Raw genomic sequence first — 16942 nt, 5'->3', positions numbered from 1 at the left:
CCCCATGGCTAAACCAAAGTGTAACTGTCCACCCCCCGGAGCACCACTCTGGCTGGCGACTTTTGCCGATCTTATGTCACTCTTGATGTGTTTTTTCGTGTTACTGCTTTCATTTTCAGAAATGGATGTGCAAAAATTTAAGCAGATTGCGGGTTCGATGAAATATGCGTTTGGTGTCCAGAATAAAGTCGAAGTTAAAGATATTCCTAAAGGCACTTCTGTGATCGCCCTTGAGTTTAGACCCGGTCGACCAGAACCCACCCCGATTGAGACCATCAACCAGCAGACTAGTGAGATTACTGAGCCTGTGATTGAGTACCAAGCCGGTGAAGATGATAGTTCTGGTGGAATGCAACAACAACAGGGACAACAAAGAGGTGGTGAAGCCGCTGCCGCAGCCCAAGAGCAGTCTGTCGCTGAATCTAAGGCGGAATCCGAGGCTCAAGCTAAAGAAAAGTCAGATGCTGAAGCTGCAGCTCAGGACAATATTAATGAACAAGTTAAGAAGATGGCTCAAGAGCTTAACACTGAGATTGTTGATGGAGCGATTGAGATCGAGTCATTAGGTCAACAGATCATTATTCGTATTCGCGAGAAGGGCGCTTTCTCATCAGGTTCTGGCTTCCTACAACCCAGGTTTAAACCCGTTATTCGACGTATCGGTGAGTTACTTAAAGATGTACCAGGCATTATTACGGTATCTGGACATACTGATGATATGAACATCAACAATGAGCTTTATAGTTCTAACTGGGATCTTTCCAGTAAGCGAGCCGTCGCTGTTGCCCATGAGCTGATTAAGGTGAAAGGGTTTGATCAACAGAGGATGAAAGTGGTCGGAATGGCAAATTCGGACCCTCTGGTCGACAATGACAGCAGCAGTAAGCGGGCTCGTAATCGAAGAGTTGAAATTGCTATCGAACAAGGTAAAGCGATAGAGTCTGATGAGATAACGGTTGGAACATAAGTATCTTTATCTATGACTTATCGAGTAAGGCGTTAAGAGAAATCTCTTAGCGCCTTTTTTAGATGTTAAGACAAATAACCTTCGCACTATACTCGTTGAGTTCGTATATCTAGATAAGCATTTTTCTAATGATCTTGGTATAATGCGGCCAATATTTTTACTCTCTAGTTCTACCTCGGAAAACCTGATGAAATTTATCGTAAAATTGTTCCCTGAAATCATGATGAAAAGCAAACCGGTAAGAACACGTTTTACCAAAATGCTTGAAACTAATATCCGTAACGTGCTTAAAAAAGTCGATGAAACAGCTAAAGTTAAGCGTGAATGGGATAAGATCATGGTGCTGGTACCGGACGATAGACAAGATTTAGTCGAGGCTTTTGCCGATAGATTAGCTTGTATTCCCGGTATTGCTCATGTACTTCAAGTGAACGAAAGTACATTCGAGTCAGTCGATGACATCTACCAGCAGACCTTAGCTGTTTATAAAGATGAGCTAGCAGGTAAAACCTTCTGTGTTCGTGTTAAGCGAGTTGGTAATCATGACTTTAAGTCTATCGAAGTTGAGCGCTATGTAGGCGGTGGATTAAATCAATTTACCGACGCTGCTGGCGTGAGATTGAAAAACCCTGATATGACGATCAACCTTGAGATAGATAAAGAGAGTCTCTATCTGGTCAATAAGCGTATTCAAGGGTTAGGTGGCTATCCAATGGCGACTCAAGAGGATGTATTGTCGCTTATTTCCGGTGGATTTGATTCTGGTGTATCTAGTTATCAGTTTATCAAACGTGGTTCACGTACCCATTACTGCTTCTTTAATTTAGGAGGGGATCAGCATGAGATCGGTGTTAAGCAGGTTGCTTATCATCTATGGCAGAAATATGGTGAATCTCACAAGGTTAAGTTTATCTCAGTGCCTTTTGATCCCGTTGTGACTGAGATCTTAGAGAAGATTGATAACGGCCAGATGGGCGTTGTCCTTAAGCGTATGATGATGCGAGCAGCCGCTAAAATAGCGAGAAAAATGGGCGTTCAAGCCTTGGTTACTGGTGAAGCGATGGGGCAAGTTTCAAGTCAAACATTAACCAATCTTAATGTGATCGATCGTTGTACTGACCATCTAATCTTACGTCCACTGATCGCCATGGATAAGCAAGATATTATCAATATCAGTCGTAAGATAGGCACGGAAGACCTCTCTAAAACAATTCCTGAATATTGTGGCGTGATCTCCCAGCGGCCAACAGTAAAAGCGGTATTGTCTAAGATTGAAGCTGAGGAGCTTAAGTTTTCAGAAGATCTTATTGACCGTGTAGTGGAAGCCGCTGTGATGATCGACATCAAAGAGATAGCCACAAGTATGGAGACGAAAATTACGGCTACCGAAACTGTCGATGATATCAACTCCGGTGAAATTATTATCGATGTTCGTGCGCCAGAAGAGGAGGAACAGTCGCCTTTAAATATTGCGGGTATTGAAGTTAAGACTATCCCTTTCTTTAGACTTGCGACTCAGTTTGCTGAGCTAGATAAGAGTAAAACCTATCTGCTTTATTGTGACAGAGGCGTCATGAGCAAGTTACAAGCGCTGTATCTTCAAGAGCAGGGCTATGAGAACGTGAAAGTTTATCGTCCTTAGCATTGCTAGCAACTCAATTTCTCTAATGCAGGCGGGTTTACAAGAATTGCCGTATCGATTTTATTATCGCTGCGGCTTTTTTATACTCAAACGACCTGAGATTGCTCGTTTCAGAGGCTTTGCACGAGTTTAATTCTAGACGTATTGGCGTAGGAATAGTGATTCCATTTTAAGCTAATGCAGCACCGAAGTGGGCTTGCACAAAGTCTTCTTTGATGGGGTACTCTTGTAATCTAGAGTGCGTTTTATACTGAATTATTGATTTTGCCAAGGGAATATTTATGGTCAGACACAAAAAAGCCGCGGCATAATATGCAACGCGGCTTCTAGTGTTTGGTTTATATTCTCGTGAGAGTGGTATTACTCAGCGCGTAATACGGTCACTTCTGTTTGCACCGTTTTATTTTCAGTATGCATAAGAGCATTAAGATCTTCAGTGAGATCTTGCTGCATGACTGCCATTCCTTCAATCAGTTGCGCGTTAATCGTTGCATAAAGATCTGTCATATCAATCGTTGATTCATCAGCTTGTACGCTTGTTGCCATTGAAAGGAATGCAAGCACAAAAACAGTTTTAAGGTTTAGCATAATAGTCGCCTCCAGGCGGATATTTTGGGTTGTCAGACATTTCCCATTTACGTCGTAGAGGCTGTCTAACTATAGTCATTTCGTTGGCGCAAAATTTAACCAAAATCACTTCCCTTTACAAACGATAAAATGTAACAATAAGGATTAGGAAAACTAATTAAAAAACAAGACAGGGATCACTATGTCTAGACGCTTACCGCCCTTAAATTCAGTAAAAGCTTTTGAAGCAGCTGCAAGACACCTCAGCTTTACTCGTGCCGCCGAAGAGTTGTTTGTAACTCAAGCTGCTGTAAGTCATCAAATTAAGGCGCTAGAGGAGTATCTTGGTTTAAAATTATTCCGTCGAAAGAATCGTTCTCTTCTACTTACTGAAGAGGGACAAAGCTACTTTTTAGATATTAAAGATATATTTGTTCAATTAGCCGAAGCGACGAACAGATTGTTAGCCAGAAGTGCCATTGGCTCACTCACAGTCAGTACTTCACCCAGTTTTGCTATTCAGTGGTTAGTGCCTAGATTAGCGAAATTTAGTGAAAAAAACCCTGATATTGATGTGCGCATCAAAGCGGTTGATGATGAAGGAGGCTCTCTGTCTGATGATGTGGATGTTGCTATCTATTATGGGCAGGGTAATTGGCCCGGTCTAAGAGCTGATAAGTTGAAAAATGAGGTGTTAATTCCAGTTTGTTCTCCCATGTTACTCACTGGTCCTAAACCACTTGAGAAGCCTAGTGATCTGAAATATCACACGTTATTACATGATATGGGACGACACGATTGGCAGGCTTGGTTTAAGCAGTGTGGGATTAATGATATTAATGTGAATCATGGCCCTATTTTCAGTCATTCCTCACTTGTGCTTCAAGCTGCAGCACACGGTCAAGGGGTGGCATTAGGTTACAGTGTTCTCGCTAGACCTGACATTAAAGCAGGACGACTCGTCTGCCCTTTCCCTGAAGTGTTGGTCAGCAAAGATGCTTATTATCTTGTGTGTCAGCAAAACCATTCAGATATCGGTAAAGTGGCAGCCTTTAGAGAGTGGATGTTAGATATGTTTGAGGAGGAGTCGCGCAGTGAGTTACTTCCTGGTTAAAACCTCTTTAGAAGCTCAAGGTTTGTTAGAGAGTCAGTGCATTATTGATGGTGAGGTAGGGGAGACTCTGGTTATTTTTACTCATGGTGCAGGCGCTAATATGACGACTGATTTTATGAATAAGATGGCAAAGGGGTTAAGTCAGCAGGCCGATATTGGTGTTATTCGTTTTAATTTACCTTATATGCGTGCCAATGCCATTGATGGTAAACGACGTCCTCCAGATAGAGCACCTAAATTGCTCAAAGACTTTAATCTACATATAGCAGCGATTAAAGCTGAATATACTCCTAAGCGTATTGTTCTGATGGGGAAGTCCATGGGGGGGCGTATGGCGGTCATTGTGGCTGAGCAAACAGTAGTTGATGGCGTTATCTGTTTAGGTTACCCCTTTATTCCGTTAAAAGGCGGAGAGCCAAGACTCGCCCCGATTGAGTTATGCACTGCTCCTTTGTGTATTATTCAAGGAGAGAGAGATAAATTTGGTGGTAAAGAATTGGTCGAAACTTGGCCTGTGATGCAAAAGGCTCAGCGACATTGGTTAATGGATGGCGATCATAGTTTTGTGCCTAGGAAGTCGTCAGGCACGACCGAAGAGGCTAATCTAGACACTGCTATTTCTCATTGTATTAATTTTATTCGGGGGCTGGATGCGTAAAGGTTTTCTATTGTTGGCGGCGTTAAGTGGATTTATCTCTGTGGCGCTAGGTGCATTTGGGGCTCACGGATTAAAAAATGTGGCATCTCCTGAGATGATTGCCATTTTTAATTTAGGGGTGGAATATCAGTTCTACCATACCTTCGCGTTGATTGTCGTTGCATTTGCTGGTCATTGGTTTAGCTCTCGCTTGCTAGATTGGGCTGGTTATCTGTTCATTGTGGGTATTATCTTATTTTCAGGTTCTTTGTATGTTTATGCTTTGCTTGGTACTAAGTGGACTGGACCTATCACGCCAATAGGCGGTGTTTGTTTCTTAGTTGCTTGGTTGTTGATTGCGCTTACCGTGTGGCGTAATAGAGTGGTTGAACTCAACGATTAAGGCTTAGCTTGTTTAAATCGTATTCACAATCTATAAAGTGTAGAATAGCGGCCATTATCGATTTGATGGCCGTTATTTTAGGCATTACATGCCTTTTGGCTCGCTTCAGGAATTCCAATGATCAACCTATTTTTATATTGCCGTTCAGGCTATGAAAAAGAGTGTGCAGCTGAGATACAACATCGTGCTGCAGAACTCAATATTGGTGGTTTTGTTAAAACCAATAAAAAAGATGGCTATGTAATTTTCCAGTGTTTTACCCCTGGTGATGCCACTATCTTGGCGCAAAAAATTAAATTGGATTCGCTCATTTTTGCCAGACAGATGTTTGCCGCGAAAGAGCTGCTGAAAAACTTACCCGAAAACGATCGGATCACGCCTATTATGCAAGCGTTATCAGATGTTAGAAATGCGGGCGAGCTGAGAGTTGAAACTCCTGACACCAATGAAGCGAAAGAGCGAACCGCTTTCTGTCGTAAGTTTACCGTTCCTTTAAGACAGAAATTGAAGAGTGCCGGTAACTTACTCAGAAAAGAGAGCTGTAGTCGCCCTATCATTCATGTTTGCTTTATCGCAGCTGGTACGGCTTATGTTGGCTTTTCTTTTAGTAACAATAGCTCTCCCTATCCAATGGGGATCCCAAGACTGAAAATGGCCAGTGATGCACCCAGTCGTTCAACACTTAAACTTGATGAAGCGTTTATCCACTTTATTCCAGAAGAAGAGCATGAGCTAAGATTAAGCAGTGGTATGAATGCTGTTGACTTAGGGGCTTGTCCTGGTGGTTGGACATATCAGTTAGTGCGTCGCGGCATGTTTGTCGCAGCGGTTGATAATGGCGCGATGGATGAACGTTTAATGGAGACCGGACAGGTTAAACATTATCAGGCCGATGGTTTCCGTTTTGAGCCACCACGTAAGAATATCTACTGGTTAGTTTGTGACATGATTGAAAAACCATCTCGTGTTGCTGAACTAATTGAAGCATGGGCGATTAATGGTTGGTTTAAAGAGGCGATGTTTAACCTTAAGTTGCCGATGAAGAGCCGCTATCAAGACGTGACTATTATGCTGGAAACCATGGCTGCCGTGCTTAAAGAGAATGAAATAAAGAACTTCTCGATCAAATGTAAGCACCTTTATCATGATCGTGATGAAGTGACGGTTTATTTGAGTCTGAATCCGACTCAAGTTTAGTTAGTTTGTCTTAGGATGAAATACAATTTTATAAAAAAGGCCCTATGTGAAAGCATAGGGCCTTTTTACTGGTATAGTTTCGACTAAATTTATAGGCGATCGATAACTGCTTGAGTGAAATCAGTTGTACCATGGGTACCACCAAGATCACGGGTCGTCCGGTCGCCTTCAGCAATAACTGCAGTAACCGCAGCACGAATGAGTTCAGCTTTATCAGCCATCCCCAAATATTCAAGCATCTGGATTGACGCTAAAATTACTGAAGTAGGGTTAGCTAGGTTTTTACCCGCAATATCAGGAGCACTGCCGTGTACTGCTTCGAAAATTGCGGTATCTTTACCTATGTTGGCGCCAGGCGCCATGCCTAGACCTCCGACAAGACCTGCACACAGATCAGATAGGATATCGCCAAATAGGTTGGTCGTTACCATAACGTCAAAGTTTTCAGGATTCATAACTAGCTTCATACAGGTTGCATCGACAATCATCTCTTCTGTGATGATGTCTGGGTAGCGCAAACTCACTTCGCGGGCGACTTTCAAGAACAGGCCTGAGGTCGACTTCATGATATTTGCTTTGTGTACGATAGTGACTTTCTTACGGTTTTCTTTACGAGCGAGTTCGTAAGCAAAAACCGTGATCTGTTCTGCACCTTGACGAGTAATGATACTGGTCGCTTCAGCCGTTGAGCCGTCCTCAGAAACGGTCTGCCCTAAACCTGAATACATACCTTCAGTGTTTTCTCGAACGGTGATGATATCAATATTTTCGTAGCGAGCCTGAGTGCCCTTAAAGGACAAGACCGGACGAATATTAGCGTAGAGGCTGAATTTTTTACGTAGTGAGACATTGATAGAGGTAAAACCTTCGCCCACAGGGGTGGTTAAGGGACCTTTAAGCGTTATACGGTTTTTCTCTATCATATCAAGAGTACGCTGAGGCAATAATTCACCTTGTTTCTCAAGGGCGACTAAACCAGCATCAGCAAACTCGTATTCAAAATCACAACCAGCTTTATCAAGAATTTTTATTGCGGCATCGATAATACTAGGTCCAATCCCATCACCAGGGATCACGGTTATAGTTCTTTTTGACATGAGAGTCCTTCAACGTTTCGTTGTACTGCTATTGTCTGACCATGTCAAAAGACACAGCGAGATGATTTAATATGATTTATTATAATCTACCTCTTTATTTTAAACACTTTTACACATTTTTCACAGGAAATAGTGAGCAGTCTCACGTTTTTTTATATAGTGTAACTTGCATTAAAGAGGGCTTATGGCGATGATTGATCGTTAAAGGTTAAAAAAGTCTACTTTAGTCTAATAAAAGCCGAATAATTAAAAGTTATCACTCAGCCTACTTCACTAAAATAAGAAAAATGAGGAAGACCTTGAAGTCACTATCCATCACATATTTATTGCTTGCTGCTGTAAGTATAGTCTCTGTTAGCGCTTATGCTGCAAAGGACTCACAATCTCATCTTAAAACAATGACAACCAACGAGATCATGAAATTTGAATCGTTAAAGCAACCTGTGGTTTCTACTCAGGGTAATGTATTAGCGGTTGAAGTTGCACCGGATCGTGGCGATAGCCATGGTTTAGTTAAATCATTGACTTCATCTCAGGCATTTATCGTCGATGGTGGTTCAAAACCGCAGATCAGTCATGACGGTCGTTTTGTCGCTTTTGTTATCGATACGCCATTATTAGAAAAAGAAGTGGCATTGAGCAAAGAGAGAGAAAAACTCAAATCAGGCATGACACTGCTCGATACTCAGACAGGCAAAGAGCAACACTTTGAACGTGTAAAAGAGTTTAGTTTTAATCAATCCGGAACGCATTTAGCTGTTTGGTTTGAGCCAGAAGAAGCCGATAACAGCGATGATAAAGACAAGGCTGCTGTAGGACAGTCAACAGAGAATAAAGAGAAAAAGACCAAGGTCGATAAATTTGATAAGGGCAGTGATTTTACTTTAGTGGCGCTTAAAACCGGCGCAAGTCAGAAAGTAGCGAATGTAAATCGCTTCTATTTCGACAAAGTGGGTCATCATCTTGTGTTAGCGAGTAACGATACCAAGGCTAAGAAACATCAGTTGGTGTTGGTGTCTTTAGAGAGTAATACCAAAGAGGTAGTTCGCCAGTTCAATAATCAGCAGATTGGTGAAGTCTCTTTAAGTGAAGATGGAAAATATATTGCCTTCACCCATGGTGATAGTAAGCAAGCGCCTTATGGCCGTGATTACCACCTTTCGCTGTTAGACATTGCAACTGGAGATGTAAAACCTGCACCAGTATCTAAAGGTTGGAAGTTGAATCGTTACACCCAACTCCGTTTCTCTGAGGATAGCAAACGACTCTTCTTTGGACGGGTGCCTCAGGTGAGTCAGCAAGTAGAACTTAAAAAGATAGCAACACAAGATGACTTGTTTGATCAAGAGGTTGTCACTGGACAGCGCGGTTTGAGGATTTGGCATGGAGAAGATGCCCGTATTAAACCGAATGAGATTAAACAATACAAAAAAGAGCAGAAGCGTACCTATCTAGCGGTGTTACACCTTAAGGGAAATAACTTAGTTCAGCTCGCTGACACGGTCGTTCCTGATGTAGACCTGCAGGAGCAATCGCGCTTTGTTATTGGCAGCTCAGATATCCCGTATCGCAAGATGATCACCTGGGCGGGATTCTATCGTGATTATTATCTTATTGATCTTAATACCGGGTACAAGACTTCAATCTTGGTTCAACAACCCAGTAGTCAAGCTCCTAGTTTGTCTCCAAACGGACGTTTCGCTGCGTATTATCAACAGGGTGATGTATACCTGTATCAAGTCTCTCAAGCTCGTCGCCATAATTTAACCAAAGGTTTAACGGTCTCGTTTGCCGATGAAGATCATGATTATCCCTCTAATGCTCCAGGCTATGGTTTTGGCCCTTGGTTGGAAAATGATGGGGGTCTGCTGATTTACGATAAGTATGATATCTGGCAGATGAACACCGCTTCTCTAGAGGGCTTTAAACTAACGGCAGGAAAAGGGCGCAAACAGGGAATTCAGTATCGGGTGACCGGTTTAGTTAAAGATGAAAATAAGCCTGCTGTATTAGCCAGTAATCAAGCTGTGCTATTGCATGGCTATAACGAAAGAACCAAAGGTGATGGTTATTATCAGGCGAAGTTAGGCACCTCTGGTGTCATTACCTTGATGGAAGGTGATTATAAGTTAAAGACATTAGTCCGCAGTGAAGATGCACAGACGATTGTCTTTTCAAAAGAGCGTTATGATCTTTTCCCTGATCTGTATAGTGCGGATTATTCGGCGCCTCAGAAAGCTGAGCGTCAAACCGATTTAGATGTTCAAAAGCGTCAATTTAATTGGGGTGAATCTGAGCTAGTACACTGGACAAACGGTGACGGTCAGCCGCTCGATGGTGTGCTTATTAAGCCAACGAACTATGTTGAGGGCAAGCGTTACCCTGTGCTGGTTTATTTTTATCGCTTTATGAGTGACAGACTGAACGCTTTTCCTTCGATGAAGCTCAATCACAGACCTAACTTTGCTTGGTATGCTGATAATGGCTACGCCATCTTCCTACCCGATATTCGTTTTGAGGTGGGGTATCCCGGTGCTACATCGGTGCAGGCACTAACCTCTGGTGTGCAGAAAATTATCGAGATGGGTGTGGCAGATCCAGATGCTATTGGTATTCAAGGGCATTCATGGGGTGGGTATCAGACTGCTTTTGCTGTGACACAAACGCATATATTTAAGGCTGCTGTTACCGGTGCTCCGGTATCGAACATGACCAGTGCTTATAGCGGAATAAGACACGGCAGTGGTTTAGCACGTCAGTTCCAGTATGAGACAGGGCAAAGCCGTATCGGTGAGAGTCTATTTAGGGCACCACAAAAATATATCGAGAACTCACCTATCTTCTATGCTGAGCGTATTAAGACTCCTATGATGATAATGTTTGGTGATAAAGATGATGCCGTGCCGTGGGAGCAAGGGATTGAGCTTTATCTTGCCATGCGTCGTGCGGGTAAAGATGTGGTCTTTTTACAATATGAAGATGAACCTCATCATCTCAAAAAGTACCCCAATAAACTCGATTATAGTATTCGTATGATGGAATATTTCGGTCATTACCTTAAAGGAGAACCTGCACCGAGTTGGTTGACCCAAGGTGAAGCATATACTGAGTATAAAAAGGCAGATTAAGCTTCAATACTGACAGCGACGAACCGCGTCGAGTTATTTGAAAAAGCCGAGTAATTTCAATTTACTTGGCTTTTTTATTACCTTGAACATTTTACTTTAGCTGCTTGTGATTTAAGTTGTTTATGCGTAGTCTAATTTGAAGTTTTCGATTCACGGTCATGGATATTCACCATTGTGAGTATCCATACTTAGTTATATCAAGGAGAGATTAATGGAGAAGGATGTTAATGGACCAGGCGTTAAAATTCCCCCACCGGTGATATTTATTTTGTTTATGCTGTTGGCTTATCTTAATAGCGTGTTTTCGCCCATTGAGCTGACTTTTTCTGCACCCATTACCTACTTGGGTTTAGCTCTGCTAATGGTTGGGGTGACCTTGTTACTGTATCTGCTATATCAATTCAAAACAGCTAAAACTGCAGTAGAACCTTGGCAACCCACCTCTTCCATTATTAAGACCGGTGTTTACGCCTATTCTCGAAATCCTATCTATCTGGCTTTTTGCACGGTTCCTGTGGGCTTAGGTTTATATTTCAGTGATGTATGGCTTATCTCCAGCGTATTGCCCTCCTGTATTGGTGTGTATTACGTAGCTATTAAACCTGAAGAGGCTTATCTCACGCGTAAGTTTGGTGACGAATATCTGCGTTATCAGGAGAAGGTAAGACGTTGGATATGAGTTAATCATTTATGAACGTTGCCTAGGGCAAACTCAGAGGGGCTGGTATGGATAAAGTGGCATTGATCACCGGCGGAGGACGCGGAATTGGCGCAGCAACGGCTAAACATCTCGCTGATCTTGGATATTCAATTGGTGTTAATTATAAACAAAATAGTGCAACTGCTGAGGCGCTAGTGGATCAACTGCAAGCTCAAGGTTGCCGTGCTCTGGCTATTCAAGCTGATGTATCAATAGAATCTGAAGTCGTGGCTATGTTCCATTACCTAGATGAGCACTTAGGCAAGATAACCGCATTAGTGAATAATGCTGGGATATTACAGCCGCAGATAGCATTAGGGTGAACAGTGTCAGACCTGGATTTATTCACACTGAAATGCATGCCGATGGCGGTGAGCCTGATAGAGTGAAGTGTCTTTCACCACAGATCCCAATGCAAAGAGGCGGCGAACCAGAGGAAGTTGCAGCAGCTATCGCTTGGTTACTCTCGGATGAAGCTTCTTATGTCACTGGTACGTTCATTGATCTTGCTGGTGGCAGATAATTTAATCGTAAAAATGTGTGTTATTTATGCTAAAAATCCCAAAGATAACAACGCCGAGAACCGTGCTGACACTGTTGCAACATTATGGGCATCAAGTACTCATAGATTACCAGAAGCGGAACTGTTTGCTCATGTCGCCATGTGAACCTGAAAGAGAGAAAGATTGTCTTACTTTTTAAAATGTATTTTTTGCATTTTCATTAGTGAGATATTGTTGGTAAGTGCCTTCTCCCCAAGCGATGAGCTTTTGATCTTTAAACAGTAAGGGGGTGCATTCATCTCGGGTGGTTTCACCATCAGACTTCATGTGGTGAGTGCGGTAGAAAAGTACTTGTATCGTGTTTTCATCAGCGATTCTGGCTTCGCTGAAATCAGCGCTGCCTAAAAGTGTTTTAATTTGGGCTAATGACTGTCCCAAGGTTATTTCAGTTAGCTTTTCATTAATATAGGTTTGCCTATCTTCCCAGTCCATCTCATCTGGCGTTGGGTCGTACATAACAACGACCACGATAACAAAAGCGAGATAAGCAGCAAAAATAGAACCGACAATCACGGGGAGTTTAGATTTCATCTATGCACAGGATCCTTCAGGTTTAAGCAAAAGCTAAATATGAATGGGGATATCAAGTGTATCAATATACCTTTCTCGCTCAAGTAGGTAAATGTTAAATCGGTAACATGATATTTACAAGTCCAATCTTTATCTTACTTGAAACTTACGATGATTTAATGGGGGAGTCTAAATTGACTTAAATGGGTGTTCAATGGAATATCAGTTTGCAGTTGTACTAGTTTATAGCTCATTCTCGCCATCTGTTTTCCATCTTCGAGTTTCTTGGCTTGTTTAGCGCCAACTTTATCTAAAGATCCGTAGATATTTGTCAGAGAACGGAATATTTTTAGTAATTCAGTTGCTGATTTTGGGCCTATTCCCGGTACACCAGGGATCTTATTGCCACTATCGCCAGCAAGTGCTAAATAATCGATAAACTGACGGCGTTCAACGCCGAGTTTTTCCTCTCTTTGCTCAATGGTAATATAGGCTTGATTAAAATGATCCCAGCGCTCGATATTAGGATGAGTTAATTGTGTAAAGCCTTTGTCAGTGGAAACAATAATGGCTTTACCTTGGCTTTGAACCAGCTTAGTGGCCAGAGTAGCAATAACATCATCAGCTTCTGATTCAGCATTAATTGAGTTTACATTGAGCTCACTGAGGTAGGACTTCAACGCTGGTAGTGTATTCGCCAGCGCTTCAGGCATTGGCTTTCTGCCTTTTTTATAATCTTCAAATAGAGACTTTCGCCAAGAGGTGGCATCGCCATCCCATACTACTGCAACATGGGTGGGTTGATGATATTTTAGTAACTTCTTACAGGCAGAACCTACACGCGTATCCAAGCCATTAACATCATTTTCATTAGGTTGAGCTGCGTGGATGCGGCGTACTAAGTTTAGGCCATCTATGATTAAAAAAGTGTTCATGAGTCGCCGCGAGAGTTGTCTTATCGAATGAGTTAACTGAATTTAAGCATACCGAGTATTAGCCTAATATGCAGGTTAATACTCGATATATGTGCTTATTTAGGTATTTATTTTATAACAAGGTACATATTTGCTTCCTGGGAGCTTCATTCTTTGTTGTTTAACGAAAGCCTTCAGCAGCTTATCCATTAATGTCATCATAGTTTTGTCACCATTAAGTTCAAATGGTCCATGTTCGACGACATTCTTAATGGTTTCCATCTTCACATTACCTGCGACAATACCTGAAAATGCTCGTCTTAAGTTTGCAGCAAGCTCAGCCTTATCAGATTGGAAATGTAAGTTGAGGTTACCCATCATTTCATGGGTTGGATCAAAAGGAAGCTGGAAGTCGGGCTCTATTTTCAGTGACCAGTTATATTGAAAAGAGTCACCTGATGTTTTCCTGTGATCTTTAACGATATCCATACCATGGCTCATAATCCGAGCGACACGAACAGGATCATCGATGATTATTTCATATTTGTTTTGAGCTTCTTCACCTAATGTTGCGGCAATAAATTCATCGATCCTCAAGAAGTAATCAGCACTATCTTTAGGCCCTGTAAGCACTAATGGGAATGGAATACCTTGATTCTCTTTATTAAGCAATATGCCTAACAGGTAGAGCAGTTCTTCTGCCGTACCAGCTCCGCCGGGGAAGATGACAATACCGTGACCAAGACGCACAAAGGCTTCGAGTCGCTTCTCAATATCGGGCAATATGACGAGTTCATTAACGATTTGATTTGGTGGCTCTGCGGCGATAATACTTGGCTCTGTGAGACCGATATAACGTGCCTTACTTATGCGCTGTTTGGCATGCCCAATGGTAGCCCCTTTCATCGGTCCTTCCATGGCACCGGGTCCACAGCCGGTGCAGATGTTCATTTCACGCAGTCCCAATTCATAACCCACTTCTTGGGTATAATGGAACTCGGTATCATTGATACTGTGCCCTCCCCAACAGACTACGATACTGGGATCCTCAAGAGGCATCGCTCGACCATTTCTCAAAATATCGAAGACTACATTGGTGATGTGACTTGGATTAGTCAGGTTGATATTTTTGAGATTGTCGTATCTATCGCTGAGAAAAACAATGTCACGTAATACGGCAAATAGATGTTCTTGGATCCCAACAATAATTTTGCCGTCAACAAAGGCGGCTTCAGGGGGATTGATGAGTTCGATTTTAATGCCGCGTTCACGGCGGAGCACATTGATATTGAAATCTTTGAATTGTTCAAAGAGATTTTCAGCGTTATCACTCTGCAAGCCAGAGGCAAGTACTGCGAGTGAACAACTGCGGTAAAGTTGATAAAGTTCACTTGTCGAGTTTTGTTTGAGGCGATCTACTTCCAGTTGAGAAAGCTGATCCATGCTACCTCGAGGACTGACATTTACTATCATAACAACTCCTTAGCTCTGACTTGAGTTCAAGAATGTGTTGTAAAGACACCTTGTTGTAAAGGTGTCGAGCCTAATGTGTTGAATATGCGAACGCCATAGGCTTACACGTCAATGATGACTCTGTCTCTGCTTTCATGTTTAGCTCGGTAAAGTGCTGCATCTGCTCGATCAAAGGTTTCATTGATAAGCTCATTATCTAAAATCTGTGCAGCACCTATAGATACTGTAACTGTAATTCTCTGATTTTTAAACTTAAACGGAATACTTTTTATTTTCTCTCTCACTCTGTTTAGCAATTGTTCTATATCGGTAGCATTCACTTCCGGTATGAGCAGGACAAACTCTTCTCCACCATATCGAGCAACAAATTCTGTATCTCTTAGAGAATTTTTTAGAGCCATGGCAATGACTTGGAGTGTTTTATCTCCTGTACTATGACCAAAACTATCATTGATGTTCTTGAAGTGGTCAATGTCCGCCACAGCAACCCACAATGGTTGTTTTTGGCGTTGAAAATTTCTAAATTCTTGATCCATTCGCTCTTCTAGTGCAGCACGATTGGGTAATTGAGTGAGTGAATCTAATAAGTTGATTTTTTGCTGTTCAAATAAGCGTTCTTTATAGGAAGCCGCTTCTTTTCCTAGTTCATTAACTTCTTTTCTCAATGTTTCCATTGATTTTTTGAGCAGAATTTGCTCCCGCTCTTCCAGCGCTTCTTTGCGTTCTAATGAAGCTCTGATAGAGGCAAGTTGTTCTGTCACTTGTGATTTTAGGCTATGAATGTCATCAATTTCTACTATGGCTTCACCAACATTATCAACTCGTGAATGGATCTCACGGTTAATTTGTTTTTTAAGTTGCAAACTACGTTGGTTGTTATTGTATGAATCTGTGACAACTTCCCGAACTGCGGTAAGTGAGTCATTGAGCGTATAAAGAAACTCTTGAGAGGCTGATTTTTCACGGGCAATATTGTCTAACAACAGTGTTAAAATTGTTTGGTACGCATCAATTAATCCATCAACTTCGATATCTTTACTGAGATTCTCTTTAACGGTGAGAACCTGATCTCTTTGATGCTTTCTAAATTCAATTTCAGAGATCATCTGCGAAAGTTCGTGAGCTAACTGACGATGCTTAGGAGAAACGATAATCGCTTCACCTTGATTCAGTTGGTCTTCTAGTATGCTTTCATAAAATCCAACCAGTTGTTCTACTTTCGGTATGTAATCCCAGAAGGTATGAAACGGCTTTGCTAAGTCCTTTTTGAAGTAGTTAATCTCTTTTTTTATTTTGTCCGGAGCGGATTCAATTCGTTGGATCTGACGTATAACCCGGGAAAGGCCAACACGGCTGTCTTCGAGCTGAACCATGACATGATTATATTGCTGCTTTAACAAGTGTTCGACTTCGACTAATTCGGGAAGGGCTTCTTCAACATTTTCAAACTTAGTAAATAGATGCCTTAGTTTAGCTAATTTATTATCCAGCTCTATATTTTGCCCTTTGCAGGCGAGGCTTAAATGACCAACAAATTGCAATAGCGTTTGTAATTTCTCATTTCGCTCTTCAGCAAGCTCGGTGAGAGCTATTTTGGCGAGGTGAAGTTTTTGCTTTAATAAGTTGACCTGAGAAACGCTGGCCATTGAATCCTTCATTATAAACTATGTCCTACTTGTTTAAGGCAAAATAGAAAGGGATAACTTTCATATAATGTTATAGCAATCTCTTTAGAGTGCAAATGCCATTTTAAATATAGCGACTTAAGCATCTAATTTCTATAATTTTTAGCTTAAACATTGAAATTGTTTTGTTGGTGCGACTTGGGATGCATCTATGGGTTTATCCCCGTTGGCTTTTTCCTTAAGTAATCCCCCTCTCTCATTCCTTCGCTTAAAAGTAGGTACATCCAAGTCGTTCAGGTTTAATGAACACCTGTAACGAGAGCGGCTAACTGTCATTATTTAGGTGTTATACTCGCAAACGAAATCACCTAAAAATAATAACAAAAGGACGAAAGAGTGAAATCT

Annotated in this window: 15 protein-coding genes and 1 pseudogene; 10 read left to right on the top strand and 6 right to left on the bottom strand. The window is 41.7% G+C overall.

Going from position 1 to position 16942, the window contains the following annotated elements:
- The first annotated feature begins 4 nt into the window (after positions 1 to 4).
- Both HWQ47_RS19935 and thiI read left to right on the top strand, forming a co-directional pair.
- A complete protein-coding gene (locus HWQ47_RS19935) occupies positions 5 to 967 on the top strand; it encodes a flagellar motor protein MotB (protein ID WP_269967776.1) in 963 nt (320 codons plus the stop codon).
- 187 nt (positions 968 to 1154) lie between these two features.
- On the top strand, positions 1155 to 2609 hold the full coding sequence (thiI, locus tag HWQ47_RS19930; RefSeq protein WP_269967775.1) for a tRNA uracil 4-sulfurtransferase ThiI: 1455 nt from the start codon (positions 1155 to 1157) through the stop codon (positions 2607 to 2609).
- 360 nt (positions 2610 to 2969) lie between these two features.
- Here the strand turns inward: thiI and HWQ47_RS19925 are convergent, their stop codons facing one another.
- Positions 2970 to 3197: a hypothetical protein gene (locus tag HWQ47_RS19925; RefSeq protein WP_269967774.1), complete on the bottom strand. Its 228-nt coding sequence runs from the start codon at positions 3195 to 3197 to the stop codon at positions 2970 to 2972.
- A 181-nt stretch (positions 3198 to 3378) separates the two neighbouring features.
- Between HWQ47_RS19925 and HWQ47_RS19920 the strand changes: the two genes are divergently transcribed.
- The 4 genes from HWQ47_RS19920 (at position 3379) to rlmM (ending at position 6527) form a co-directional block, all read left to right on the top strand.
- Entirely contained in the window at positions 3379 to 4290 is a 912-nt protein-coding gene (locus HWQ47_RS19920) for a transcriptional regulator GcvA (RefSeq protein WP_269967773.1), read from the top strand.
- Positions 4271 to 4948 (top strand): alpha/beta fold hydrolase, encoded by a 678-nt coding sequence (locus tag HWQ47_RS19915; protein ID WP_269967772.1) that lies wholly within the window; start codon positions 4271 to 4273, stop codon positions 4946 to 4948. The genes HWQ47_RS19920 and HWQ47_RS19915 overlap by 20 nt, the downstream gene beginning before the upstream one ends.
- Entirely contained in the window at positions 4941 to 5330 is a 390-nt protein-coding gene (locus HWQ47_RS19910) for a DUF423 domain-containing protein (RefSeq protein WP_269967771.1), read from the top strand. Before HWQ47_RS19915 ends, HWQ47_RS19910 begins: the two co-directional genes overlap by 8 nt.
- A 117-nt stretch (positions 5331 to 5447) precedes the next feature.
- Positions 5448 to 6527 (top strand): 23S rRNA (cytidine(2498)-2'-O)-methyltransferase RlmM, encoded by a 1080-nt coding sequence (gene rlmM, locus HWQ47_RS19905; protein WP_269967770.1) that lies wholly within the window; start codon positions 5448 to 5450, stop codon positions 6525 to 6527.
- A gap of 89 nt (positions 6528 to 6616) precedes the next feature.
- On the opposite strand, the gene HWQ47_RS19900 is transcribed toward rlmM, so the two are convergent.
- Entirely contained in the window at positions 6617 to 7624 is a 1008-nt protein-coding gene (locus tag HWQ47_RS19900) for an isocitrate dehydrogenase (protein ID WP_269967769.1), read from the bottom strand.
- A 299-nt stretch (positions 7625 to 7923) separates the two neighbouring features.
- On the opposite strand from HWQ47_RS19900, the gene HWQ47_RS19895 reads away from it, so the two are divergent.
- The 4 genes and pseudogenes from HWQ47_RS19895 to HWQ47_RS19880 all read left to right on the top strand — a co-directional run bounded on the left by HWQ47_RS19895 (position 7924) and on the right by HWQ47_RS19880 (position 12120).
- Positions 7924 to 10752 (top strand): alpha/beta hydrolase family protein, encoded by a 2829-nt coding sequence (locus tag HWQ47_RS19895; RefSeq protein WP_269967768.1) that lies wholly within the window; start codon positions 7924 to 7926, stop codon positions 10750 to 10752.
- A 211-nt stretch (positions 10753 to 10963) separates the two neighbouring features.
- On the top strand, positions 10964 to 11431 hold the full coding sequence (locus HWQ47_RS19890) for a methyltransferase family protein (RefSeq protein ID WP_269967767.1): 468 nt from the start codon (positions 10964 to 10966) through the stop codon (positions 11429 to 11431).
- 47 nt (positions 11432 to 11478) lie between these two features.
- Positions 11479 to 11975: pseudogene (locus HWQ47_RS19885) on the top strand (SDR family oxidoreductase).
- Positions 11965 to 12120, top strand: coding sequence for a hypothetical protein (locus HWQ47_RS19880; protein ID WP_269967766.1), 156 nt, complete (start codon positions 11965 to 11967; stop codon positions 12118 to 12120). Before HWQ47_RS19885 ends, HWQ47_RS19880 begins: the two are co-directional and overlap by 11 nt.
- Positions 12121 to 12150: 30 nt before the next feature.
- Here the strand turns inward: HWQ47_RS19880 and HWQ47_RS19875 are convergent, their stop codons facing one another.
- The 4 genes from HWQ47_RS19875 to HWQ47_RS19860 form a co-directional block, all read right to left on the bottom strand.
- Positions 12151 to 12546, bottom strand: a complete 396-nt coding sequence (locus HWQ47_RS19875; RefSeq protein WP_269967765.1) for a DUF3192 domain-containing protein — start codon at positions 12544 to 12546, stop codon at positions 12151 to 12153.
- A gap of 155 nt (positions 12547 to 12701) precedes the next feature.
- Entirely contained in the window at positions 12702 to 13460 is a 759-nt protein-coding gene (xni, locus tag HWQ47_RS19870; protein ID WP_269967764.1) for a flap endonuclease Xni, read from the bottom strand.
- Between the two features lie 99 nt (positions 13461 to 13559).
- Positions 13560 to 14912: a nucleotide 5'-monophosphate nucleosidase PpnN gene (gene ppnN / locus HWQ47_RS19865; protein ID WP_269967763.1), complete on the bottom strand. Its 1353-nt coding sequence runs from the start codon at positions 14910 to 14912 to the stop codon at positions 13560 to 13562.
- A gap of 101 nt (positions 14913 to 15013) precedes the next feature.
- The gene (locus HWQ47_RS19860; protein WP_269967762.1) at positions 15014 to 16570 is read right to left on the bottom strand and encodes a GGDEF domain-containing protein; all 1557 of its coding nucleotides are present in this window, start codon (positions 16568 to 16570) and stop codon (positions 15014 to 15016) included.
- Between the last annotated feature and the right edge of the window lie 372 nt (positions 16571 to 16942).

This window comes from Shewanella sp. MTB7 (assembly GCF_027571385.1).
Classification (GTDB): domain Bacteria; phylum Pseudomonadota; class Gammaproteobacteria; order Enterobacterales; family Shewanellaceae; genus Shewanella.
Note: the sequence above shows the minus strand (reverse complement) of the source record. Positions and strands in the feature narration are given on the sequence as shown.